Raw genomic sequence first — 24,421 nt, 5'->3', positions numbered from 1 at the left:
GTGCGCACTGGCTGAATTTTAGTTAAATTCGAGTTCTACCTGATCGTTACCAAGTAGCTGCTTTAATTCGTCTAACAATGTATCGCTTGGCGTGACTCGCCACTCTGTGCCTAACGTCAGGCGCGCTCGCGCATCAGGGCGCTGGTAGTATACATTGACAGGTACGGTTCCTGCGCGGTGAGGTTCCAGTATGTGACTAAAACGCTCAAAAAATTGTTGATCAATCTGCGACTGTAAAATCGAGATCGATAAACCGCGGGCAAATTTTTCACGCGCGCTGCCCAAGTCCATGACCTCGCGCGCCGACATTTTAAGTCCGCCATTGAAGTCATCAAAGCTGACCTGTCCGGAAACCACCAGAATTTTATCTTTTTCTAACCATTCTGCATACCGATCAAGTGCTTCTGAGTAGAGCATCACTTCCATACGCCCCGAACGGTCATCCAGTGTCATCAAGCCAATCCGTGTACCGCGTTTGGTGGTCATGACTCGTGCGGCAATCACTAATCCGGCAACGGTTAAGGATTGATCACGCCGTGTTGGCGCAGCTTCATTCAAACGGCAACTGGTGTATTTGGTGAGCTCTTTCAGGTATTCATCCACCGGATGGCCGGTGAGATAGAGCCCAAGCGTCTCGCGCTCCCCTTCCAAGCGTACTTTTTCTGGCCATTCTGGTACTTGCGTGTATTTTTGCTCGACCTCTTCCGGTGCATCCGTAAGTACACCAAACATATCCGCTTGACCAAATGCTTCCGCTTGGTGATGTTGGCTTGCCGCCCGCACCGCATCATCCACTGACGCCATCATGGCAGCACGGTGTGGCCCAAGCCGATCAAGAGCACCAGCCAAAATCAGTTTTTCAATCACGCGCTTGTTGACCTTTTTCAGATCAATTCGCGCACAGAAATCAAACAAATCTTTGAAGTAACCGTCTTTGTTACGAGCTTCAAGAATGGCCTCAATTGGACCTTCCCCCACACCTTTGATAGCACCGATGCCGTAAACAATCGCACCGTTGTCATCCACGTTAAAGCGATACAAGCCGGAGTTGATATCCGGTGGCAACACGGTCAATCCCATGTTCTTACACTCATCCACTAGGCCAACCACTTTTTCGGTGTTGTCCATATCGGCCGTCATTACCGCGGCCATGAACTCGGCAGGATAGTGGGTTTTCAACCATAGGGTTTGGTAAGACACCAGAGCATAGGCTGCAGAGTGCGATTTGTTAAATCCGTATCCGGCGAACTTTTCCACCAGATCGAAGATTTTCATCGCCAACTCACCATCGACGCCGTTATTTTCAGCCCCTTCTTGGAACACGGCGCGCTGTTTGGCCATCTCTTCCGGTTTTTTCTTACCCATTGCACGACGCAACATGTCTGCGCCACCCAAGGTGTAACCAGAAAGTACCTGAGCAATCTGCATCACCTGTTCTTGATAGAGGATGATGCCGTACGTTGGCTCTAGAATCTCTTTGAGTGATTCATGCTGCCATTTTTCATCAGGATACGAGATGGCTTCACGACCATGTTTACGGTCGATAAAGTTATCCACCATGCCAGATTGCAACGGCCCCGGACGGAACAACGCCACCAAAGCGATGATGTCTTCAAAACAGTCAGGCTGTAGTCGCTTAATCAGCTCTTTCATACCGCGCGATTCAAGCTGGAATACCGCGGTAGTTTTAGCATCTTGCAGGTTACGGAAAGAGCGCGCATCATCGAGCGGGATCGCTTCAATCCGCACGGGGGGTTTGCCCGCCTTTTTCAAACGCGGGTTCACTAAGCCCAAAGCCCAGTCAATAATGGTGAGGGTACGTAGACCCAAGAAGTCAAATTTGACTAAGCCGGCAGTTTCTACATCGTTCTTATCGAATTGAGTAACGGGGAAGTTACCTTCCGCATCACAGTAAATCGGTGCAAAGTCAGTGATAGCAGTGGGTGAAATCACCACACCACCCGCGTGCTTACCCGCGTTACGGGTACAACCTTCTAGAATGCGACACTTGTCGATCAGCTCTTTAACTTCCTCATCCGCATCATACAGCTCTTGCAGTGCAGGCTCAGCGATAAAGGCTTTTTCGAGTGTCATGCCCGGATCGGGTGGCACTAATTTAGAAATGCGATCGACAAAACCGAACGGATGACCAAGCACGCGCCCCACATCGCGAATGACCGCTTTCGCCGCCATGGTACCGAAGGTGATGATTTGTGATACCGCATCACGACCATACATTTCCGCTACGTGATCAATCACTTGGTCACGCTTATCCATACAGAAATCGACGTCAAAGTCGGGCATAGATACCCGCTCTGGGTTCAAGAAACGTTCGAACAGCAGATCATATTCCAGCGGATCAAGGTCGGTGATTTTCAGTGCGTACGCGACTAATGAGCCGGCACCCGAACCACGCCCCGGCCCTACCGGAATATCGTTATCTTTTGACCACTGGATAAACTCCATCACGATCAAGAAGTAACCAGGGAAACCCATCTGGTTGATTACATCGAGCTCAATTTGCAGTCGCTCATCATATTCAGGGCGACGCTTGGCACGGACTTCTGGATCTGGGAAAAGAAATTCGAGTCGTTCTTCCAAACCTTCACGGGATTTCATGACGAGGAAGTCTTCAATCGCCATCCCTTCGGTTGGGAAGTTAGGCAGGAAATATTCGCCCAAGCGCACCGTTACGTTACAACGCTTGGCAATCTCCACACTGTTTTCCAGTGCTTCGGGAATATCCGCAAACAGCTCGCACATTTCCGCTTCGGTGCGCAGATATTGTTTAGGGCTGTAATTTTTCGGGCGGCGCGGATCTTCAAGCGTGTAACCATCATGAATCGCCACTCGAATTTCATGCGCTTCAAACGATTCTTCAGTAATAAATACCACTTCATTGGTCGCGACAACGGGCAATTCATACTGCTCGGCAACATCGAGTGCAAAATGAAGATAGCTCTCTTCATCCGCACGTCCGGTGCGAATTAATTCTAAATAGAAGTGGTCGGCAAAGTGGTTTTGGTAAAACTCAAGACACTTCTCAACTTGTTGTTGGTTGCCTTTTAACAAAGCACGTCCGACTTCCCCACTTTTGCCCCCCGAAAGCACAATCAAGCCTTCGGCGTGCTCAATCAACCATGCTTTATCAAGTACAGGTTGATGTTGAACATGGCCGCGCAAATAGGCTTTGGAAATCAATAAGGTGAGGTTTTTATAACCGATGTTATTTTTGGCAAGCAGCGTCAGCTTGGTCAGTTCATCACCAAACTCTTCCGATTGCAGCATGAAATCGGCACCGATGATCGGCTTGATCCCGCAATTATGCGCGGTGCTGTAAAACTTAACCAAGCCACACAAGTTAGTGAAATCGGTCAACGCCATTGCTGGCATGCCCATTGCCGCCACTTTTTTTACCAATGGCGGGACTTTGGACAAACCATCCACCATTGAGAAATCACTGTGAACACGTAAGTGGATGAACTTTGGGTCTGACATGCAAGGAATATCCAAATCTTAGGAAACGCAATTGCGCTCTATTCTATACCAAGAGCACGTTTTACTGGGCCAAAACTTTTACGATGCTGCTCAATCACGCCATGCTGCTCGATGGCGGCGAAATGCGCCGCGGTTGGGTAACCTTTGTGTTTGGCAAAACCAAATTGAGGGTATTGTTTATCCAACTCTTCCATCTCGTGATCGCGGATCACTTTGGCAATAATCGAAGCTGCGCTGATTTGCGCCACGCGCAGATCGCCTTTGACTACGGCTTGTGCCTCCATCGGCAGTTTGGGGACTTTATTACCATCCACCAACACCAAATCTGGCTGCACAGCCAATCCCGCCACCGCGCGCTGCATCGCAACCATAGTCGCTTGGAAGATGTTCAGTTCATCGATTTCTTCTGGAGAACAGCGACCAACAGACCAAGCTAAGGCTTTTTCTTGAATCTCAGGAAACAACGCTAAACGTTTTTTCTCACTGAGCTTTTTGGAGTCATTCAAGCCCACAATCGGCCGATTAGGGTCAAGGATAACCGCCGCAGTAACCACATCCCCAACAAGAGGACCTCGCCCCACTTCATCCACTCCCGCAATCAAGGCATAACCAGCCGGAATCTCAAAGGGAGGCAGCTCAATGCTTGGTTTCTTCGCCATGTTGTTTTCTCAATCTGGTTAATTTTATTTCTGAATCAAATGCAGCACAGCTTGCGCCGCTTGCTGATCCGCATTTTTACGGATCCATTGATGCATTTCGGTGAATTTACTCATCAAGGCGTGGTTGTCGTTATCGAGCAAACGGCTCACTTCATGGCAAAGATTGTCGACTGTGCAATCATCTTGCAGCAGCTCTTTCACCAACTCTTCGCCAGCCAAAATATTCGGTAAGGAGACATAAGGTGTTTTCAGCAGGTGTTTAGCCAGAAACGCCGTAAAGGCATTCACGCGATAGCCAACCACCATGGGGCGCTTAATCAACATACATTCCAGTGCAACGGTTCCTGAAGCCAGCATGACGGCATCGGATGCCGTAATCACATTGCGCGCGGTATCATCCACCAACACAAAATTCAGCTCAGGAGCGACTTGCTTCCACACTTCTTCAAATTGTGCACGGCGTTTGGCATTCACCAAAGCCACCACAAAGCCAAGATCTGGATAGCGCGCCTGCAACTTTTGGCACGTTTTAATAAACGGTTCGGCGAGCATTTTCATTTCGCCACCACGGCTACCCGGCAATACCGCTAACCAGCGGCGCTGTTCATCTAGTCCCAATAACTGCCGAGCGACCAACTTATCAGACTCTAATGGGATGGAGTCCGCTAAGGTATGGCCGATAAACTCGCAAGGCACATTGAATTTGTCGTAAAACGCTTTCTCAAACGGCAGAAAAGCCAACACCAGATTGGTGGCTGCCGCAATGCCATGAATACGATTTTGTCGCCATGCCCAGACCGATGGGCTGACATAATGCACCGTTTTGATCCCGGCTTGTTTAAGACTCAGTTCAAGGCGTAAGTTAAAATCAGGGGCATCAATGCCGACAAACACATCCGGCGGATTCGAAGTGAAATATTTGACCAGTTCGGCTTTCACTTTCAGCAATCGCGGCAAACGCCCAAGCACTTCGACTAATCCCATAACGGCGAGTTCTTCCATATCAAACAGAGACTCACAGCCGAGTGCGATCATTTTCGGCCCACCGATACCGACAAATTCAGCATCTGGGTAACGCGAACGCACCGCTTTGATGAAGCCTTCCCCCAAGGTATCACCCGAGAGCTCGCCTGCAACTATGCCAATCCGTAATGGTCTGTTCACTCTATTTTCTCCACCGTTGAAAGAGACTCTTCTCTGGACTGCAAGCCAGTAGAGGCTAAAAATGCAAAAAGATCGCTGAGAGTCGCAGCGATCTTTCAATTTATCCGTCAATTCACTGCACTAAGTAAGTGAATGAGCACCAACCGATCAGCGAATGATGCCACGCTCGGATTTCTCAAGAAAATCGAGGAACACTTTCACACTTGGGAACTGTTCTGCTTCTTGAGCAATTTCGGCTTTTGCGGCTTCTAGCGTCAAGCCATTGCGGTACAGCGATTTGTACGCGCGGCGAATTGCATGAATTTCAGCCTTTTCAAAGCCACGACGTTTCAAGCCTTCCACGTTAATACCGAAAGGTGCACAGTGGTTACCTTGCGCCATCACGTAAGGTGGAACATCTTGTACCACGATAGAACCGCCACCCAACATACAGTGGTCGCCAATATGGCAGAACTGATGAATCGCTGACATACCGCCGATAATCGCTTGGTTGCCTACTTTTACGTGACCCGCCAACGTGGCGTTATTGGCAAAAATACAGCGATCACCAATCACACAGTCATGCGCAACGTGAGCATTGATCATAAATAGGTTGTCGCTACCCACGATAGTGATGCCTTTGTCTTGTACCGTACCACGGTGCATCGTCACGCTTTCACGAATGGTATTGCGATCGCCAATGATGAGTTGAGTATCTTCACCTGCGTATTTCAGGTCCTGACACGCTTCACCAATTGAAGCAAACTGAAAAATACGGTTGAAACAACCAATTTTAGTTGGACCTTTGACAACGACATGAGACATGAGCTCGGTGCCTTCACCGATTTCAACCTTACCGTCCACATAACAAAAAGGACCAATTTTTACGTTAGCGCCAATAATGGCTCCATCTTCCACTACAGAAGTTGGGTGAATTTGTGCAGTTTCGTGAATCATCTTAAAACTCTCGACGTGCGCATTTCAGTTGAGCTGAACAAACGACATCACCATCCACTCTGGCAACACCGTTAAACAGCGCAATACCGCGGCGCTCTTTTAGAAATTCAACTTCAATCATCAGTTGATCGCCTGGGGTAACTGGCTTACGGAACTTCGCTTCATCAATGCTTGCAAAGTAGTACAGTTCATTTTCTTTTGGCGCACCAAAGGTTTTAAACGCCAATAAGCCAGTGGCTTGCGCCATGGCTTCTAAAATCAATACGCCGGGAAAAACCGGCAGTTGTGGGAAATGACCGGTAAACTGAGGCTCGTTCACTGAAACATTTTTCAAACCAATCAGATACTTGCCTTCTTCATAATCGGTCACACGATCGATCAGCAAAAATGGATAGCGGTGCGGAAGAAGCGATTGAATTTCAGTGATGTTCATCGTTTTCTTGTCAGTAGTCAAAGTCATCATCCTGTTTGTGTAAAAATAAATAAGGGGATACCCAACAGCGAAAAGACTCGCAAGATGCGAGCCTTTGGTGTCAGCCAATTACGCTTGTGAATTATCAGGCTGCTCAGTGTCTGATTGCTCAAGCTGTTTTTCTAGAGCTTTCAGTCGCTTATGCATATCTTCAATGCGGTGTACCCGAGCAGCGGTTTTACGCCACTCTTTGTTGGTTTGCAGAGGAATACCAGAGGAGTACATCCCCTTCTCCTCGATGCTGCGCATTACCATACCCATGCCAGTGATGGTCACCCCATCGGCAATTTCGATATGGCCGTTAATCACGCTAGCGCCACCAATAATACAGTACTTACCGATACGTGTGCTGCCGGCGATAATGGTACCACCCGCCAGCGCACTACCATATCCGATGTGCACGTTATGAGCGATTTGCAGTTGGTTATCGATGATCACGTTATCTTCAATCACCGTGTCATCCAACGCGCCACGATCGATAGTGGTACAAGCACCGATTTCTACGCGATCACCAATACGAACCGAACCTAACTGAGGAATTTTGATCCATTCGCCACGTTCATTGGCGTAACCAAAACCATCAGAACCAATCACAGTACCGGATTGAATTAAGCAGTCTGAACCAATCTCTACCTTATGATAGATGGTGACATTGGCCCAGAGTTTGGTGTTATCACCCAAACGCGCCTGCTTACCAATAAAACAACCCGCGCCAACGACTACGTTATCACCAAGCTGTACGCCTGATTCAATCACGGCATTAGCACCAATCGAAACGTTGCTACCTAACTTCGCATCTTCAGCAATCACCGCACTTGGAGCAATACCGTGTGCTGGTGCAGGGGTAGAATCTAACGCCTGAGTCACTTTGGCAAAAGCCACATAAGGATCGGCAACAACTAAAGTGTTACCAGGGCAAAGTTCACGTTCACTGGCTTTAACCATAATGACGGTGGCTTTACACCCACTTAGGTGCTTACTGTATTTGGGATTAGACAGAAATGTCACATTCCCAAGCTGTGCCTTATCCATAGGCGCAACTGCACTGACTAGTGCGGTTGGATCACCGTGTAACTCCCCCCCGGTGATGGTAGCCAATTCGGCTAAAGTTAATGTAGTCATAATGTTCGATTATTTAATGGCTTTAATCACTTTTTCAGACAGATTGTGCTCAGGCTTGCCGTATTGCATTGCGCTAGTATCAATCACGATGTCGTAGCCTTCTTTCTCTGCCACTTTTTTTACGGCATCTTGAATGACTTTAAACAGTTTTTGCTTCTCTTCGGCTTCGCGACGGGCAGATGCTTGCTCAAGAGCCTGAGATTTAATTTTGAATTTGCTGTCTAATTGACCAATTTCAATACGAAGTTTTTCTACTTCATCTTGACTCATCAATTCACCATCACGCTTTAGCTTTTCAATTTTGGTTTTTGCATCGGCTTGAATCGCTTGCAGTTCAGCCGCTTTATCTTTGAACTCACTCTGCATTTTTTGCAAAACAACTTCACGCTGAGGCAAGGCTTGGAACACCTGCGCAGTATTGATGTAGCCAATTTTCTGCGCTGCATCAGCCGCATTAGCCACCATAGATGAGCTAAGAATAATTAGGCCAAGACCGGCTGCTTTGATCATGTTTTTCAAAATATGTTCCTCTCCTAGAAGGTTCTTCCGATAGTGAAGGTGAAGAATTCCTCATTGTCACCCTCATAAATTTTAATAGGTTTAGCCAGTGAAAACACCAGTGGTCCCATTGGTGAAACCCACTGCAAAGCAACGCCGTAAGATGAGCGATACTTCGTTGGATCTGAGTAGTCGTAGTAATACTGGTCGCCATAGGCAGCATGATTACGATAATCAAACTCGGTATCCCACACGCTCGCCATATCGTAGAAAATGCTGGTACGAATTTGATTGCGTACTTCATCCGAAGCAAATGGAGTTGGTACAATCAGTTCCACGCTCGCCAATGCGATAGCGTTGCCACCCACAGAGTCATCCGTCGCTGTATCCGAGCCATTATTTGAACCGGAATAATCACGGTACACCGCTTTAGGACCTGCAGAGTTTGACCCAAAACCACGTAATGAGGTAAAGCCGCCCGCATAGAAGTTCTCATAAAATGGGAACAAGTTATCTTTTCCATCGGTTTGGCCGTAGCCATTCCCATAACCTAAACGTCCACGCAGTAGCAGGGTAAACTCATGCTTTTTGGTTAACGGGAAGTATTGGCGCACATCGTATTGCAGCTTGAAGTACTGAGCATCAGAGCCCGGCACGGTCATTTTGTACGAAGCACGTTGATGGTTACCTGCTGTCGGGAAATAACTGCTGTTTAGGTTATTGCGCGTCCATGACAGGTTGAAATCAAAATCGTTGGTTAACAGGTTGCCTTCTGAATCGATATTATTCGACTGCGCCGCAAGGAATTTTTCCACCTGTAAGTATGGTGTTAGGTTACCCAGTTTATTGTGGGTATATCCAACCCCGAACTCGACACGATTCAATTCATCAAATGGGAAACCCCAAGTGAGATTCATCCCGTAGCTTTCGTTGGTATAGTCAACGATACCCGCTTCAGAGGCTTCGAACTGGTTGTAGAAAACTTTACCACCTAAACTGACACCATCAAGGTTCCAGTAGGGGTCTCGGTATTCCAAGGTCAGGTTTTTCTGATAATCGTTGATCATCGCGTTGATGCCAACCAGATTACCACTGCCTAGGAAGTTATCTTGCTTCAAACCGACTTGGAAACTCACACCTGATTCCGTGCCGTAACCGATACCAAAGTTAACACTGCCGGAGTTCGCTTCTTTCACGCTATAGACTAAGTCAACTTGGTCTTCGCTGCCGGGGACTCGAACAGTTTGTACTTCTACCGTTTCAAAGAAGCCTAGACGATTAAGACGAGTTTTACCCGTTTCAATATCTTTCGAATTCAGCCATGAGCCTTCCATTTGACGCATTTCACGGCGTAGCACTTCATCACGGGTGCTGTTATTGCCGACAAAACGAATATCACGCACATAAATACGTTTACCCGCTTCAACATGAACCACCAGTGATACTTGCTGCTTTTCATCATCAAACTCAGGAATAGTGCGCACTTGAGGATAGGCATATCCCGCCTCACCCAATACTTTCTTGACACTTTCCTCAAGCCTTGTCACCGAAGAACCATTGTAGGTTTCTCCGATTTCAAATGGGATGAGAGAGGTGAACTCAGCTTCTTTGCCCATCAGTTCACCACGGAACTGCACTTTGCTCACCGTGTACGGCTCGCCCTCATTCAGGTTGAGCGTAATGTAAACACCCTTTTTATCGGGAGAAATCGCGACTTGTGTGCTATCGACCTGAAACTTCAAATAACCACGATCGAGATAGTAGGTACGCAGTGCTTCAATATCACCCGCCAATACCTGCTTCTTGTACTTATCATCGGCTAAGAAATTCCACCAAGACACATCCACATTGAGGTTAAAACGCGACAACAGCTCTTCATCGCTAAACACTTGGTTACCGATGAAGTTAATTTGCTGGATCTTGGCTGAAACGCCCTCAGTAAAGACAAATTTGAGGTCCGCACGATTACGAGGCAGTGGTGTCACAACCGCTTTTACGGTCGCGTTGTATTTACCCACACTGTAGTAGAAATCCTCTAAGCCTTTTTCGATATTGCTTAACGTGGTGCGATCGAGCGCCTCACCAACTCGGATATTTGAGGCTTCCAAGTTTTGTTTGAGCTGATCTTCTTTGATCGCTTTATTGCCAGAGAATGACACGCTCGCAATCGTTGGACGCTCTTTCACTTGGACGACTAAAGTATTGCCATCACGCAGCACTTTGACATCTTCAAAGTTTCCGGAGGTGTACAATGCCTTGATAATGTTAGCGACATCTTGTGAATCAACGCTATCGCCAACCCGAACGGGCATTTTCAGTAATGCAGCACCTAACGCCACCCGTTGCAGGCCATTAATCTGGATGTCCTGTACCACAAATTTTTCGGCACTATTTGCCGACACGCTCGTGGCAAGCAATGTCGCGAGCAGAATCTGTTTCATCGCCATATTGTTTTGAGTTCTTCCTTACTACAACTCTTGCCTAATGTTTATCAATCACAGGCGAGTAAAATCGTTAAAGATTGCAACGGCCATTAAAGAGAAAATGATGGCACCACCAATCCGGTAACCCATTTCCTGCACCTTTTCAGGTACTGGTCGACGAATTACCGCTTCAATTATGAAAAACAGCAGATGACCCCCATCCAACATTGGCAGTGGCACCAAATTAATAATGCCAAGGTTAATGCTGATCAACGCTAAAAAACCTAAAAAGTAGACAAAACCATAGTCCGCGGTTGTACCTGCGCCTTTGGCAATAGAAATCGGGCCGCTAAGGTTGTTCAACCCCACATCCCCTACTAGCAGTTTTTTTAACATACTGACCGTCAGGTCAATCACTTGCCCACTTTTTTCAACGGCTTTGCCCAGCGACTCAAATACACCAAATTGCAATTCAAATCGATAGCTTTGCGGCCATTCTGCGACTTTTGGTGCGATTCCCGCAAAGCCGATCACTTTTCCTTGCGAAAGTTCACGACTATCTGGCGTCAGTGAGAGTTCAATTTTTTGCCCAGCGCGCTCAACCACAACAGGGAGCGGCGCGTTAGGATGATTTTGAATGGCATTCACAACCTGCTGCCAATGTTCAATTGCTTGCCCATTGATTTGCAAAAGAATATCACCCACTTGCAACCCAGATCGTTCACCAGCACCTTGTGCTGCCACACTAACCAATTGGTTTGATATTTCAGGAGTAAATGGCTTAAAGCCAAGCGCCCTCATAGCAGACTCTGTTTCTGGGTCAAAGTTCCAATCATGCAGATTAATTGTCTTGATTTCGTCGAATCCAACGCCTTCTGCTAGTGAAACGGTAAGCGTCATACTGTCATCACCAATATGACCAACCAAGCCCATATTCACCGACTCCCAATCTGGGGTAGTCACGCCAGAGACCGCTTTAATCTCCATGCCCGACTCAAGGCCCGCTTGAGCCGCAATCGAGTATGGTGTCACTTCGCCAATCACAGGCTTGACCGCAGGGACACCGATCATAAACATCAGCCAATAGGCAAAGATAGCAAACAGAAAATTGAAGAGAGGGCCTGCACTTACAATTGCTGAGCGTTTCCAAAGCGATTGCTTATCAAACGCCATAGCCTGTTGTTCGGCAGGAACATCATCGACCCGTCCATCCAACATTTTGACGTAACCGCCAAGCGGGATCATCGATAGGCTATATTCGGTGCCATCACGTCCCATGCGTTTCCAAATCGATTTACCAAAACCGATGGAGAATTTTTCAACTTTTACACCGCAACGTCTGGCGACCCAGAAATGTCCAAATTCATGCACTGCCACTAAAATGCCTAGCGCAACAATAAAGGCGATGAAGTTCCATAAGATGTCGTTCATGGTTGACGCTCTTTCAATACTTGGTGGGCAAAATGTCGGGCCATTGTATCTAGCTCAAGCAGGCTTTCCAAGTCACTGCAATGTAACTCGGTATTGGTCGCACAGACCTTAGACAATACCTGATCATTGATCGCGGCGATGTCAGTGAAACGTATTTTCCGTTTTAAAAAGGCGTCAACCGCGACTTCATTCGCAGCATTGAGCGAGGTCGTCGCATGCTGGCCTAGGAAACAAGCATCCATGGCCAATTGCAAGCATGGGTAACGAGCAAAATCGACATCCATAAAAGTCAGTTGCTGCAAACGCGTAAAATCAAGCGCTGGTACACCGGCTGTCACCCGTTCTGGATAAGCCATTGCATAGGAGATCGGGGTTGCCATATCGGGCTCCCCCAACTGCGCAATCACTGATCCATCTTGGTATTGAACCATAGAATGGATCACGGATTGAGGGTGAATCAACACCTTAAGCTGTTCACGCGATGTATTAAACAACCACTTAGCTTCAATGTATTCGAGGCCTTTGTTCATCATGGTGGCAGAATCAACGGAGATCTTAGGCCCCATTGACCAGTTAGGATGAGCAATCGCCTGTTCGGGAGTCACACTCTCTAAGGTGGAGAGATCGCTGTAGCGGAATGGACCACCTGAACCCGTCAGTAAAATATGGCTGATGCCATGCTGCGATAAATCACAGCGGCCAAGCTGTGTTTGGATCTCACGCGGTAAACATTGAAAAATAGCATTATGCTCACTATCAACCGGCATTAACTCCGCGCCCGATTGCGCCACAGCATCAATAAACAGTTGGCCAGACATGACCAATGCCTCTTTATTGGCGAGCAACACTCGTTTGCCCGCTTTCACCGCCGCCATCGTGGGTAACAAACCCGCCGCACCGACAATCGCCGCCATGACCGTATCCACTTCATCCAGCGCCGCGACTTGGCACATCGCTTGTTCACCGTATAAGACTTCAGTGGGGATCGCATGACTTTTTAGTAACTGTTGCAACTCGGCTGCCGCCTGAGCCGTTGCCATCACCGCATATTTAGGTTGCCATTGCTGGCAAAGCTGGTGCATTTTGGCCACATTGCCCCCAGCAACTAAAGCAACAATCGAAAACTGCTGTGGATTTTGGGCAATCACTTTAAGGGTGCTGGCTCCAATCGAACCGGTGGCGCCTAAGATGGTTAGTTTACGCATAGTGAAAACCGCTATTGTGCATCAGGCTGCCTGGGCAGCCCGATGATTAGAACAAGAAATAGAGAAGTGTAAACACTGGGAAAGCAGCCGTCAGGCTATCAATTCGATCCAAAATGCCGCCATGTCCCGGTATGATATTGCTGCTGTCTTTAATGCCAGAGACACGTTTAAACATACTTTCGACCAGATCGCCCAACACTGAAATCACCACGGTCAGCAAAATAATCAACAACATTGCCGGCATAGAGCTAAATTGAAGGCCAAACCCTTCAGCAACCCAGTACCCTACGAGCATAGCCGTAACCACGCCACCGACTAACCCTTCAATGGTTTTATTGGGACTGACTGCGGGCGCCATTTTGTGTTTACCTAGACTTTTTCCCACAAAATAGGCCCCGCTGTCTGCGGCCCAAACCAGAAAACAGACGAAGAGCACAAGTTTTGCGCCATAAAAAGGATCGGCGAGGTAAGAATGAGCGCGCAAAAACAGCACACTCCAAAAGAATGGCACTAGCGTCAGCAATCCAAAGAGGTGGCGTACACTGCTTGAGTGTTCCCATAACGGACGAGAGCGTGGATAAGTGATCGCTAAGCCGCTCGCAACCAACCACCATATCCCACCGAGACCCAGCACGGCAAAATGGGGCGCACTAATATTACCGATGGCTGGAAATTCAAAATCAATCAATGCAAGACTGATCCCACCACACACTAGCGCAGGGATCATTGCCAGAATCCGTGATGGCTGATTCACAAACTGAGTCCATTCCCAGAACCCAAGTAAAGTCACCACGGCAAGCGCCAGCATAAACCAAGCAAAAGGCAAATAGATAATGCCAAGGATCACCAAAGGCGCGAGAACAAGCGCTGTAATGATTCGCTGCTTCAAATTGAGAAGTCCTATATTCAGTTTTCCATCAATGCCTTGATTTGTTCACCAGTGCAGCCAAAACGGCGCTCGCGATTAACAAACCAAGTCACTGCTTCAATCAGGCAGTTTTCATCGAATTCAGGCCAGAAGACTGGAGTAAAATACATTTCTGCGTAGGCAAGTTGCCAAAGCATAAAATTACTAATGCGGCACTCTCCGCTAGTACGGATCAACAAGTCCACATCCGGCAGATCGGCCATTGTGAGATGTTGCTTAAACACGGCTTCATCAATATCGGTTGGCTGTAATTCACCTTGTGTGACTTTTGCTGCTAGTGCTTGGGTAGCTTGCAAAATGTCCCACTGACCACCGTAATTCGCAGCAATGTTCACCACCATGCCCGTATTGCTAGCCGTTAATTGTTCGGCTTGCGCTATTTTCGATTGTAAGCGCTCACTAAAGCGGCTTTTATCTCCAATCACGCGTAGACGAAGGTTATTTTTATGCAGTTTTTTTATCTCGGTAGAAAGCACCGTGATAAAGAGTTCCATCAGCACGCCCACTTCTTCTTCTGGTCGACGCCAGTTTTCACTGCTAAAGGCAAACAGGGTAATCGCTTGGATCCCTAGACGAGCAGAAGTAGAAATTGTTTTGCGAACCGCAGCAACACCATTTTTATGGCCAAACACTCGCGGTTTTCCCTGTGCTTTCGCCCAGCGACCATTCCCATCCATAATGATGGCAATATGCTTAGGTAATACATCTTGGGAAAGAGATAGATTTTGCATAAGAAACACAACGAACAATCAAAGAGGCGCAGAGTAGCATAAAAAAACGCTGTGCTGCGAGCACAGCGTTCTGTTCACCAAGCCAGTGGATTAAACTTCCATCAGCTCTTTTTCTTTTGCAGCAAGAACATCATCGATCTTCTTCACGGCTGCATCAGTCAGCTTCTGAATGTCTTCTTGTGCACGACGCTCATCATCTTCTGAAATTTCTTTATCTTTTAGCAGACCTTTCAGATCGTTGTTCGCATCACGACGGATGTTACGCACCGCAACACGACCGCCTTCCGCCTCACCACGCACAATTTTCACCAGATCACGACGGCGCTCTTCCGTCAGAGGTGGCAGTGGAACACGAATGATAGTGCCTGCTGACATTGGGTTTAAACCCAGATCAGACATTAAGATCGCTTTTTCAACTTTTTGAGTTAAATCACGATCAAATACGGTGATCGCCAAAGTACGTGCATCTTCTGCAATCACGTTAGCAATCTGATTAAGTGGAGTTGGAGCGCCGTAGTAGTCAACAGAAATACCTGTGAGCAGACTTGGGTGAGCACGGCCAGTACGAATTTTAGATAGGCCATTTTTCAGTGCTTCTACACTTTTCTCCATACGCTCTTGCGCATCTTTTTTGATCTCATTAATCACAATATCACCTTAATTCTTGTTTTCGTTTCGAGAGCGTTCAGTTTCAAGACTGATCACAGCGCGTCGCTGATCAATGTACCTTCAGTTTCACCCATAACGACGCGACGAAGTGCGCCAGGTTTGTTCATGTTAAATACACGAATTGGCATTTTATGGTCACGAGCCAGAGTGAACGCGGCTAAATCCATCACTTTCAGCTCTTTATCAAGCACATCGTTGTAAGTCAGCTTATCATACAGTTGTGCATCTGGGTTGGCTACCGGGTCAGCACTGTAAACACCATCCACTTTCGTCGCTTTGAGAACCACGTCTGCTTCAATTTCAATACCACGCAAACACGCTGCTGAGTCTGTAGTAAAGAATGGGTTACCTGTACCTGCCGCGAAAATGACCACTCGGCCTTGACGTAATTCACGAATCGCATCAGACCAGCTGTAATCGTCACACACACCATTTAGCGGGATAGCAGACATCAAGCGCGCATTCACATAAGCACGATGCAACGCATCACGCATTGCCAAGCCGTTCATCACGGTTGCCAACATCCCCATGTGATCACCTACAACACGGTTCATGCCTGCTTTAGCAAGACCAGCACCACGGAACAGGTTGCCCCCACCAATCACAACGCCCACTTGTACGCCCAGCTCAACCAGTTCTTTTACTTCCTGAGCCATACGCTCAAGTACCGTAGGATCAATACCAAAACCTTCAGAGCCTTGTAGCGCTTCACCACTTAGTTTTAACAAAATACGTTGATAAGCTGGTTTAGGGTTCGTAGTCATGGGAGTTTACCTTCCAAAGAGAGTTGAGGATTAACAGTCATGAATAGATTTGAGTGTGTACTTAAATCTATTCATCACGGCTAATCAAGGTATCAGCTAGCCACATTTAACGAATCAACGCACTCATCGTAAAAAGACCGCAGCCATGGCCACGGTCTTTTTTTGAGCAATCGCGCTAGGATTAACCTTTTTGCACCAGTGCTACTTCTTCAGCAAAGCTCAGGCCTTCTTGTTTCTCGATGCCTTCACCTACTTCAAGACGAACGAACGCAGTAACCTCTACGCCTTTCTCAGCAAGAATTTCGCCAACAGTTTTCTTTGGTTCCATTACGAATGGTTGACCAGTCAGAGAAACTTCGCCAGTGAATTTCTTCATACGGCCTTCAACCATTTTCTCTGCGATTTCTTTTGGTTTGCCTTCGTTCATTGCGATGCCAACTTGAACTTCACGTTCTTTAGCAACAACTTCAGCTGGAACGTCGTCTGGAGTCAGGAATTCTGGACGAGAAGCAGCAACGTGCATGGCAACGTGCTTCAGAGTTTCTGCGTCAGTAGAACCTGCAACCACTACACCGATACGATCGCCGTGACGGTAAGTAGCCAGAGTTGCGCCTTCAACGTACTGAACGCGACGGATGTTGATGTTCTCACCAATTTTCGCAACTAGAGCAACACGAACTTCTTCGAATTGCGCTTGTAGTTCTTCTACAGAGGCTTTAGAAGCAACAGCAGCGTCAGCAACTTGGTTAGCAAATGCTACGAAGCTACCGTCTTTTGCTACGAAGTCAGTTTGGCAGTTTACTTCAACCAGAGCCGCAACGCCTTCGCCTTCTTTGATAATGATGGTGCCTTCAGCAGCGATGTTGCCAGCTTTTTTAGCAGCTTTAGCAGCACCACTCTTACGCATGTTTTCGATCGCCAGCTCGATGTCACCGTTAGTTTCAACAAGGGCTTTCTTACATTCCATCATACCTGCGCCAGTACGCTCGCGCAGTTCTTTTACTAGAGCAGCAGTAACAGCCATTCTCTATTCCTCAGTTAATTCTGGATTGGGTAAAAATTGAGGGCCTACATTATCGGCCCCCAATGCTAACTATAACTTGGTCTATGCTGCACAATTATGGCAGATAGCCTAAGTTTCACTCAGAGCCGAGATTATTCCGCTTCTACGAAACCGTCTTTTTCAGCTACAACAGCGTCTTTGTTACGACCTTCATTGATCGAAGCAGCAGCCGCATTCAGGTACAGTTGAACAGCGCGGATCGCGTCGTCGTTACCTGGGATGATGTAGTCAACGCCGTCTGGGCTAGAGTTAGTATCAACAACAGCAAATACTGGAATACCTAGGTTGTTCGCTTCTTTGATAGCGATGTGCTCGTGATCTGCGTCGATTACGAACAGAGCGTCAGGCAGGCCGCCCATATCTTTGATACCACCAAGAGACTTTTCAAGTTTCTCCATTTCGCGAGTGCGCATTAGAGCTTCTTTCTTAGTCAGCTTGTCAAAAGTACCGTCAGTTGATTGAACTTCCAGCTCTTTCAGACGCTTGATTGACTGACGAACAGTTTTCCAGTTAGTCAGCATACCGCCCAACCAGCGGTTGTTAACGTAGTATTGGTTGCTTGCTAGAGCAGCTTCTTTAACAGACTCAGATGCAGCGCGCTTAGTACCTACGAACAGAACTTTACCTTTTTTCTCGCCAACTTTTGCCAGCTCAGCTAGAGCTTCGTTGAACATTGGTACAGTTTTTTCTAGGTTGATGATGTGAACGCGGTTACGAGCACCGAAAATGAATTGCTTCATTTTTGGGTTCCAGTAACGAGTTTGGTGACCGAAGTGTACGCCCGCTGTCAGCATATCGCGCATTGATACAGATGCCATTTTAAATTCCTCTATGGGGTTAGGCCTCCACATTCCCCGTATATCCGACTCCTCAATTGGAGCACCCCGGAACACGTGTCGGAATGTGTGTGATTTAAACAATTAGGTTTGCGGTTCCCAATCCTTTTCGCCGACAAGGAGAACAAGGACCCGGATTCCGGCGCGCTTTATACCATATTTTGCCCCTGTGTGGCTAGAAAAAATTCGTCGGAAGTCGATCTGCGATGAGCCAATTCCCCATCGTTTCTAGCTCAAGACTGACTGTTTTCTTGCGCTTCATCTGTCCATTGTTACAATAGCGCTACTAGCACCTTGTGTGCTCACAAGTCAGTAGAGAAAGCCGATGTCTATAAAAATCAAGAATGCCGTAGAAATTGAAAAAATGCGCGTTGCGGGCCGCTTAGCCGCTGAAGTTCTAGAAATGATTGAACCTCATGTGAAAGCAGGCGTGACCACTGAAGAGCTGGATCAGATATGTCATAAGTACATTACTGAGGTTCAAGGCGCGATTCCGGCACCACTGAATTATCACGGTTTTCCAAAATCGATTTGTACGTCGATCAACCATATTGTCTGTCATGGTATTCCAGCCAGTGAAGATTCTTACTTCGGCCAACTGCAGCGTCCTGCGGTACTGCGTGACGGCGACATCCTCAATATTGACATTACGGTGATCAAAGACGGTTACCACGGCGATACATCAAAAATGTTCATGATTGGTGAGGTGTCACTCGAAGACAAGCGCCTGTGTCATGTGGCACAAGAATGTCTGTACTTGGCTCTAAAACAAGTTAAACCAGGCGTGCAACTTGGCGAAATTGGTAGCACGATTGAAAAACACATCAAGACCAACAACAAAAATAATCCACGCTTTAAGTTTTCTATCGTGCGTGATTACTGTGGTCACGGCATTGGTGCTGAGTTCCATGAAGAGCCGCAAGTGGTGCACTACAAAAACAGTGATCGCACCGTGTTGCGTGAAGGGATGATTTTCACCATCGAGCCGATGATCAACGCCGGTAAATTTGGCTGCCGCCTTGATGATGAAGACAGTTGGACGGTTTACACCGCCGACGGTAAAAAATCTGCACAATGGGAACACACTATTCTCGTTACGGCCACTGGCTGCGAGATCTTAACCCTGCGTAAAGATGAAACACTGCCGCGTTTGCTTAACAACGCTTAAGCTCTTCAACGCTGAAAAATATCCCTGCCGGTCAGGGATATTTTTTTATCTGCTGCCATCTGCTAGATTGGCTCTATTCGTGTTAACGCTTGCATGGACGCGCTATGCTGTATCAATCGCCCCTTACACTTCAAGAATCACAACTGACCGTTGAGAGTTTAAAGCAACAACTGGAAAGTTTTACGGAATATCAGAAACAGGAGTTTTTCGATCACCACCCTGTGACAGATTTGGTCTTAGGCCGCTCAGAATACATGGATTTGTTGCTGCATCGCCTATGGCAATCTTTTGGGTTTGATGAACTGCTCGAAGTGAGTTTAGTTGCAGTCGGTGGTTATGGTCGCGGTGAGCTGCACCCCCTTTCTGACATTGACTTATTGGTGCTTTCTCAGCAGCCGCTCAGTGATCAAGTCGCGAGCAAGATCAGCCAATTTTTAACTCTATTATGGGATTTAAAATTAGAGATTGGTCATGCGGTTCGTACGGTTGAACAGTGTGCTGAAATCGGTAAGGCCGACTTAACCGTCGCAACTAACTTACAAGAAGCGCGTTTACTTTGTGGGTGTGAAGAGACGTTCCATCACTTAAAAATGGTGATTCATTCTGAATCGTTTTGGCCCAGTGAAGTGTTCTATCAGGCCAAAGTGCAAGAACAAAAAGAGCGTCACGCCCGTTATCACGACACTACCTACAATTTAGAACCCGATATTAAATCAACGCCCGGCGGGTTGCGCGATATTCATACCCTAAGCTGGGTTGCTCGTCGCCACTTCGGGGCAACCTCCTTATATGAAATGAGCCGCTTTGGCTTTCTCACTGATGCGGAATACCGTGAGTTGGTTGAGTGCCAAGATTTTCTGTGGCGCGTACGTTTTGCACTGCATATTGAGCTGAAACGTTACGACAACCGCCTGACATTTGCTCATCAAGTTCAAGTCGCTCGTCATCTAGGCTATTTTGGAGAAGGTAATCGTGGCGTAGAAATGATGATGAAAGAGTTCTTTCGCACATTACGTCGCGTGGCAGAACTGAACAAAATGCTGCTAAAAATCTTCGATAAAGCGATCCTCAATAACGGGGAAGAAGAAGATGCAATCATTATTGATGAGGATTTTCAGCGCCGAGGCAACATGATTGAGGCACGTAAACCAGCCTTATTTCAAGCGCGCCCAGAAACGATTCTGGATATGTTTTTGCATATGGCGAACGATTCCACCATCGAATCGGTAGCACCTGCGACCATGCGCCAATTGCGCACCGCTCGACGTCGTTTAAATAAATTCCTGCACACCATTCCTGTGGCGCGGGAGAAATTTATCGAACTGGTGCGTCATCCCAATGCGTTACATAAAGCCTTTAGCCAAATGCATAAACTCGGCGTATTGGCCGCTTATCTACCGCAATGGCATCAAATTGTCGGCCAGATGCAGTTCGACCTATTCCACGTGTACACTGTCGATGAACACAGTGTACGTTTGCTCAAGCACATCCATCTATTTAGCGATATAAAAAACCACGAAAGACACCCGATCTGCTGTGAAATTTATCCTAAAATTCAGAAAAAAGAGCTATTAATTCTCGCCGCGATTTTCCATGACATCGGCAAAGGCCGTGGTGGCGATCACTCCGACATCGGGGCGGATGAAGCCTTTGATTTCTGTATTGAACATGGCTTATCTAAACCAGAAGCAAAACTCGTCGCGTGGTTGGTTAAAAATCATCTGTTGATGTCGGTCACCGCTCAGCGACGTGATATTTACGACCCAGATGTGATCATCGAATTTGCCAAAAAAGTGCGTGATGAAGAACGTTTGGAATACTTAGTGTGCCTCACCGTGGCTGACATCTGCGCCACCAACCCGGAACTTTGGAACAGTTGGAAACGTACGCTACTGGCGGAGCTGTTTTACTCTACACAACGGGCTTTACGCCGCGGCTTAGAAAATCCGGTTGATATTCGTGAGCGAATTCGCCACAACCAGCAAATGGCCTCCGCCCTGCTACGCAAAGAAGGCTTCACTAGCCGAGAAATTGAAGTGCTGTGGCAACGCTTTAAAGCCGATTACTTCCTACGCCACACCCATAAACAGATAGCTTGGCACTGCTCCCATTTACTGCGCCATGAAGACAGCAGCAAACCCTTGGTGCTCATTAGCAAAAAAGCCACCCGTGGGGGGACTGAAGTCTTTGTGTATACCAAAGATCAAGCCGCGCTGTTCGCGACCGTGGTTGCCGAACTCGACCGACGCAACCTAAACGTACACGATGCTCAGATCATGGCGAGTAAAGATGGGTACGTACTTGATACCTTTATGGTGCTCGATCAAAACGGACAAGCGATTGAAGAAGATCGCCACCAAGCTCTTATTCGTCATCTCGTGCATGTGCTAGAAGATGGCCGCCCAACCACATTAAAAGTGCGGCGTATTCCACGTAACTTGCAGCACTTTAAGGTCAAAACTCAGGTGGATTTTCTCCCCACTAAGAGTAAAAAACGCACCTTAATGGAATTGGTTGCTCTCGATACTCCGGGTTTACTCGCCACTGTCGGTGCAACATTTGCAGAGCTCAATCTCGACTTACATGCAGCGAAAATCACTACTATTGGGGAAAGAGCAGAGGATTTATTTATTCTGACCAATTCACAAGGTGCTCGCCTTAATGAAGAGGAAGAGCAGTTACTGCGCGAGAAATTGATCGAAAATGTCTCTCAACTTGCACCTAGTGCACAATAACCTCGTACCGAACAGCGGGCGATTGAGCTTTAAATGCCTGACGAGATTAGGTGGGATCTTGAGCACAACTTAACCTATTGAACTGTCAGGCACATCAACCTGCTGCTAAAGTGAATAGAGTCCATCACGAGTTTGACAAACATATGCTTGTGCTCAGTGATGGTAAACAGGTTATTTTGACTAAGAGGTTGCCTATGTTTCCCCATCTCGTCGGCTTGGGTATTAATGAACCAACGCAGATTGAACGTTATTCGCTGCGCCAAGAAGCGCATAAAGACGTGTTAAAAATCTACTTCAAAAAGCAAAAAGGCGAACTGTTCGCAAAAAGCGTTAAGTTTAAGTATCCAAGACAGATCAAAAATGTATTGGTGGACAGTGGTAGTCATCAATACAAAGAAGTGACTGAAATTAATCGTAATTTGACGCTAGTGATTGATGAACTGAATAAGATCACAAAACCTGAAGTGATGGGCGAAGTGGACGTAAAACAGAAAATTCTTAATGATTTACGCCACTTAGAAAAAGTAGTCGCCAGCAAAATTGCAGAAATTGAAGCGGATTTAGAAAAACTTAATTAGCCAAGTCAGGTTCCCCTTTGGGAACCTGCAGACTAAAGACTCCAACCGAGCCAGTGCCCGATGGCCGCTAAACTGATCGCCGCCATCACACCAGCCACTAAATCATCAATCATGATGCCGAAACCGCCGTGCACACGTTTATCCAACCAGCTGATTGGCCAAGGTTTAAGCATGTCGAAAAAGCGAAACAGCACAAAACCAGTGACTAACCATTTCCAGTCAAAAACGGGCAATTGGCATAAAGGCACAATCAACATGGTGATCCAGAATCCGGCAAATTCATCCCAGACAATCGAACCGTGATCATGCACCTTCATATCATCAGAGGTTACTTGGCAAATTTTAATCCCGATGAGGCTGGCTGCCACAATCACCACCAAATACAGTGTGAATGGGAGTTGCGCCAACACAAGATAAAACGGCACAGAAGCTAAGGTCCCCATAGTGCCGGGAACCACAGGAGATAAGCCACTACCAAAGCCCGTTGCGAGCAAATGCCAAGGATTACTTAATGATATTTTGCTGCGCGGATCACTCATGATTTCACCTTAAAATGATCATACCCTGCCAATTGCCAGTTGAGCTTTTTACCCTGATTATGCAGATCAAAAGTGCCTGCTGGGCGAATCTGACCGATACAAGTCACTTTAGTACCACAGTGAGCCAAGGCATTTTCTAATGATCCGCGATTCTCTTCTGGTATGGTAAAGCAGAGTTCGTACTCTTCACCGCTGGTCAGCGCATATTGCTGAGCTGTAGTGGCATCATCCACAAACTGTAATAACTCTTTCGAGAGAGGTAATAAACTCACATCAATACTCGCCCCAACATGTGAACGCTGCATGATATGCGACAGATCGGCGATCAAGCCATCGGAAATATCAATCGCCGAAGAAGCCAAATGCACCAAGGCTTGCCCAGCAACAATCCGTGGTGTCGAAAGGTAATGGCGCTGCTCTAAAATCTCTGCAAATGGCAATTGGCGCTTTTCAGGGTGCAAAATCACATCCAACCCCGCTTGGCTATCGCCAAGATCACCAGTGACATACAGCCAATCACCGACTTTCGCTCCACTGCGCAACATGGCTTGCTCTTTAGGCAAAAAACCCTGCACCGTCAGAGTAATACTGAGCGGACCTTTGGTGGTGTCACCACCAATTAGCTGCACATTGTAGTAATTGGCTAACTCGAAAAAGGCATCGCAGAAAGGTTTTAGCCACGCCTCATCGATTTCAGGCAAAGTGAGAGCAAGGGAAACCCAAGCCGGTGTCGCGCCCATCGCCGCCAGATCACTGATGTTAGAAGCCAACGCTTTATGCGCAACCCATGCTGGATTCGCTTCAGCTAAAAAATGAGTTCCCGCCACTAAGGTGTCCGTACTGATCGCCACTCGTGAGTTTTCAGGAACTTTAACAATCGCACAATCATCCCCCAACGCTAAATGCACATCTTTGCGTTGTGGTTGTCGGTTAGAAAAGTATTTATCGATTAAATTAAATTCACCAAACATCATCCAGACTCTTTGGTTAATTAAGCCAACA

21 protein-coding genes are annotated in these 24,421 nt (G+C 47.1%); 3 read left to right on the top strand and 18 right to left on the bottom strand.

The window, feature by feature from the left end; all coding sequences use genetic code 11:
• Positions 1-18: 18 nt before the first annotated feature.
• From dnaE to rpsB, 16 genes are all read right to left on the bottom strand, one after another.
• Positions 19-3,498 (bottom strand): DNA polymerase III subunit alpha, encoded by a 3,480-nt coding sequence (gene dnaE, locus EPB59_RS02250; protein ID WP_154171470.1) that lies wholly within the window; start codon positions 3,496-3,498, stop codon positions 19-21.
• 38 nt (positions 3,499-3,536) lie between these two features.
• Entirely contained in the window at positions 3,537-4,157 is a 621-nt protein-coding gene (gene rnhB / locus EPB59_RS02245) for a ribonuclease HII (RefSeq protein ID WP_154171469.1), read from the bottom strand.
• 24 nt (positions 4,158-4,181) lie between these two features.
• Complete coding sequence (gene lpxB / locus EPB59_RS02240) at positions 4,182-5,321, bottom strand: lipid-A-disaccharide synthase (RefSeq protein WP_154171468.1); 1,140 nt, start codon at positions 5,319-5,321, stop codon at positions 4,182-4,184.
• A gap of 147 nt (positions 5,322-5,468) precedes the next feature.
• On the bottom strand, positions 5,469-6,257 hold the full coding sequence (lpxA, locus tag EPB59_RS02235) for an acyl-ACP--UDP-N-acetylglucosamine O-acyltransferase (protein WP_055051402.1): 789 nt from the start codon (positions 6,255-6,257) through the stop codon (positions 5,469-5,471).
• Position 6,258: 1 nt separating this feature from the next.
• The gene (fabZ, locus tag EPB59_RS02230; RefSeq protein ID WP_009355382.1) at positions 6,259-6,690 is read right to left on the bottom strand and encodes a 3-hydroxyacyl-ACP dehydratase FabZ; all 432 of its coding nucleotides are present in this window, start codon (positions 6,688-6,690) and stop codon (positions 6,259-6,261) included.
• Between the two features lie 108 nt (positions 6,691-6,798).
• A complete protein-coding gene (lpxD, locus tag EPB59_RS02225) occupies positions 6,799-7,851 on the bottom strand; it encodes a UDP-3-O-(3-hydroxymyristoyl)glucosamine N-acyltransferase (RefSeq protein WP_154171467.1) in 1,053 nt (350 codons plus the stop codon).
• A gap of 9 nt (positions 7,852-7,860) precedes the next feature.
• Positions 7,861-8,370 (bottom strand): OmpH family outer membrane protein, encoded by a 510-nt coding sequence (locus EPB59_RS02220; protein WP_055029149.1) that lies wholly within the window; start codon positions 8,368-8,370, stop codon positions 7,861-7,863.
• 14 nt (positions 8,371-8,384) lie between these two features.
• Entirely contained in the window at positions 8,385-10,796 is a 2,412-nt protein-coding gene (bamA, locus tag EPB59_RS02215) for an outer membrane protein assembly factor BamA (RefSeq protein ID WP_154171466.1), read from the bottom strand.
• 48 nt (positions 10,797-10,844) lie between these two features.
• Complete coding sequence (gene rseP, locus EPB59_RS02210) at positions 10,845-12,203, bottom strand: sigma E protease regulator RseP (RefSeq protein WP_154171465.1); 1,359 nt, start codon at positions 12,201-12,203, stop codon at positions 10,845-10,847.
• Positions 12,200-13,408, bottom strand: a complete 1,209-nt coding sequence (ispC, locus tag EPB59_RS02205) for a 1-deoxy-D-xylulose-5-phosphate reductoisomerase (RefSeq protein ID WP_154171464.1) — start codon at positions 13,406-13,408, stop codon at positions 12,200-12,202. Before ispC ends, rseP begins: the two co-directional genes overlap by 4 nt.
• Positions 13,409-13,454: 46 nt before the next feature.
• Positions 13,455-14,297, bottom strand: a complete 843-nt coding sequence (locus tag EPB59_RS02200; protein ID WP_000813570.1) for a phosphatidate cytidylyltransferase — start codon at positions 14,295-14,297, stop codon at positions 13,455-13,457.
• Between the two features lie 17 nt (positions 14,298-14,314).
• Positions 14,315-15,067, bottom strand: coding sequence for a polyprenyl diphosphate synthase (locus EPB59_RS02195; RefSeq protein WP_001180537.1), 753 nt, complete (start codon positions 15,065-15,067; stop codon positions 14,315-14,317).
• A gap of 90 nt (positions 15,068-15,157) precedes the next feature.
• Positions 15,158-15,715, bottom strand: a complete 558-nt coding sequence (gene frr, locus EPB59_RS02190; protein WP_000606616.1) for a ribosome recycling factor — start codon at positions 15,713-15,715, stop codon at positions 15,158-15,160.
• Between the two features lie 53 nt (positions 15,716-15,768).
• Positions 15,769-16,500, bottom strand: a complete 732-nt coding sequence (gene pyrH, locus EPB59_RS02185) for a UMP kinase (protein WP_000210549.1) — start codon at positions 16,498-16,500, stop codon at positions 15,769-15,771.
• Between the two features lie 181 nt (positions 16,501-16,681).
• On the bottom strand, positions 16,682-17,524 hold the full coding sequence (gene tsf / locus EPB59_RS02180; protein ID WP_154171463.1) for a translation elongation factor Ts: 843 nt from the start codon (positions 17,522-17,524) through the stop codon (positions 16,682-16,684).
• Between the two features lie 131 nt (positions 17,525-17,655).
• Positions 17,656-18,381 (bottom strand): 30S ribosomal protein S2, encoded by a 726-nt coding sequence (rpsB, locus tag EPB59_RS02175; protein ID WP_000179227.1) that lies wholly within the window; start codon positions 18,379-18,381, stop codon positions 17,656-17,658.
• Positions 18,382-18,724: 343 nt separating this feature from the next.
• Between rpsB and map the strand changes: the two genes are divergently transcribed.
• From map to EPB59_RS02160, 3 genes are all read left to right on the top strand, one after another.
• Positions 18,725-19,567 carry a type I methionyl aminopeptidase gene (gene map, locus EPB59_RS02170; RefSeq protein WP_000023304.1) on the top strand — a complete coding sequence of 281 codons (843 nt, stop codon included), beginning with the start codon at positions 18,725-18,727 and terminating at the stop codon, positions 19,565-19,567.
• A gap of 104 nt (positions 19,568-19,671) precedes the next feature.
• Positions 19,672-22,302 carry a bifunctional uridylyltransferase/uridylyl-removing protein GlnD gene (glnD, locus tag EPB59_RS02165; protein ID WP_195707033.1) on the top strand — a complete coding sequence of 877 codons (2,631 nt, stop codon included), beginning with the start codon at positions 19,672-19,674 and terminating at the stop codon, positions 22,300-22,302.
• A 194-nt stretch (positions 22,303-22,496) separates the two neighbouring features.
• Positions 22,497-22,880 (top strand): DUF3461 family protein, encoded by a 384-nt coding sequence (locus tag EPB59_RS02160; protein ID WP_000483923.1) that lies wholly within the window; start codon positions 22,497-22,499, stop codon positions 22,878-22,880.
• A gap of 32 nt (positions 22,881-22,912) precedes the next feature.
• Here the strand turns inward: EPB59_RS02160 and pgpA are convergent, their stop codons facing one another.
• Both pgpA and thiL read right to left on the bottom strand, forming a co-directional pair.
• Positions 22,913-23,419: a phosphatidylglycerophosphatase A gene (gene pgpA / locus EPB59_RS02155; RefSeq protein ID WP_154171461.1), complete on the bottom strand. Its 507-nt coding sequence runs from the start codon at positions 23,417-23,419 to the stop codon at positions 22,913-22,915.
• Positions 23,416-24,390 (bottom strand): thiamine-phosphate kinase, encoded by a 975-nt coding sequence (gene thiL, locus EPB59_RS02150; RefSeq protein ID WP_154171460.1) that lies wholly within the window; start codon positions 24,388-24,390, stop codon positions 23,416-23,418. The genes pgpA and thiL overlap by 4 nt, the downstream gene beginning before the upstream one ends.
• Positions 24,391-24,421: the final 31 nt, after the last annotated feature.

Origin of the sequence: Vibrio metoecus, assembly GCF_009665255.1 — a bacterium.
GTDB lineage: Bacteria > Pseudomonadota > Gammaproteobacteria > Enterobacterales > Vibrionaceae > Vibrio > Vibrio metoecus_B.
This window is presented reverse-complemented; position numbering and strand designations above follow the sequence as displayed.

What these genes read in the sequence shown, in the direction of transcription:
- lpxA (WP_055051402.1), bottom strand. Translation starts at nt 6,257, where the DNA reads ATGATTCACGAAACTGCACAAATTCACCCAACTTCTGTAGTGGAAGAT.
- thiL (WP_154171460.1), bottom strand. Translation starts at nt 24,390, where the DNA reads ATGTTTGGTGAATTTAATTTAATCGATAAATACTTTTCTAACCGACAA.
- EPB59_RS02160 (WP_000483923.1), top strand. Translation starts at nt 22,497, where the DNA reads ATGTTTCCCCATCTCGTCGGCTTGGGTATTAATGAACCAACGCAGATT.
- bamA (WP_154171466.1), bottom strand. Translation starts at nt 10,796, where the DNA reads ATGGCGATGAAACAGATTCTGCTCGCGACATTGCTTGCCACGAGCGTG.
- fabZ (WP_009355382.1), bottom strand. Translation starts at nt 6,690, where the DNA reads ATGAACATCACTGAAATTCAATCGCTTCTTCCGCACCGCTATCCATTT.
- rnhB (WP_154171469.1), bottom strand. Translation starts at nt 4,157, where the DNA reads ATGGCGAAGAAACCAAGCATTGAGCTGCCTCCCTTTGAGATTCCGGCT.
- ispC (WP_154171464.1), bottom strand. Translation starts at nt 13,408, where the DNA reads ATGCGTAAACTAACCATCTTAGGCGCCACCGGTTCGATTGGAGCCAGC.
- pgpA (WP_154171461.1), bottom strand. Translation starts at nt 23,419, where the DNA reads ATGAGTGATCCGCGCAGCAAAATATCATTAAGTAATCCTTGGCATTTG.
- EPB59_RS02195 (WP_001180537.1), bottom strand. Translation starts at nt 15,067, where the DNA reads ATGCAAAATCTATCTCTTTCCCAAGATGTATTACCTAAGCATATTGCC.
- rseP (WP_154171465.1), bottom strand. Translation starts at nt 12,203, where the DNA reads ATGAACGACATCTTATGGAACTTCATCGCCTTTATTGTTGCGCTAGGC.
- map (WP_000023304.1), top strand. Translation starts at nt 18,725, where the DNA reads ATGTCTATAAAAATCAAGAATGCCGTAGAAATTGAAAAAATGCGCGTT.
- tsf (WP_154171463.1), bottom strand. Translation starts at nt 17,524, where the DNA reads ATGGCTGTTACTGCTGCTCTAGTAAAAGAACTGCGCGAGCGTACTGGC.
- lpxD (WP_154171467.1), bottom strand. Translation starts at nt 7,851, where the DNA reads ATGACTACATTAACTTTAGCCGAATTGGCTACCATCACCGGGGGGGAG.
- glnD (WP_195707033.1), top strand. Translation starts at nt 19,672, where the DNA reads ATGCTGTATCAATCGCCCCTTACACTTCAAGAATCACAACTGACCGTT.
- rpsB (WP_000179227.1), bottom strand. Translation starts at nt 18,381, where the DNA reads ATGGCATCTGTATCAATGCGCGATATGCTGACAGCGGGCGTACACTTC.
- pyrH (WP_000210549.1), bottom strand. Translation starts at nt 16,500, where the DNA reads ATGACTACGAACCCTAAACCAGCTTATCAACGTATTTTGTTAAAACTA.
- dnaE (WP_154171470.1), bottom strand. Translation starts at nt 3,498, where the DNA reads ATGTCAGACCCAAAGTTCATCCACTTACGTGTTCACAGTGATTTCTCA.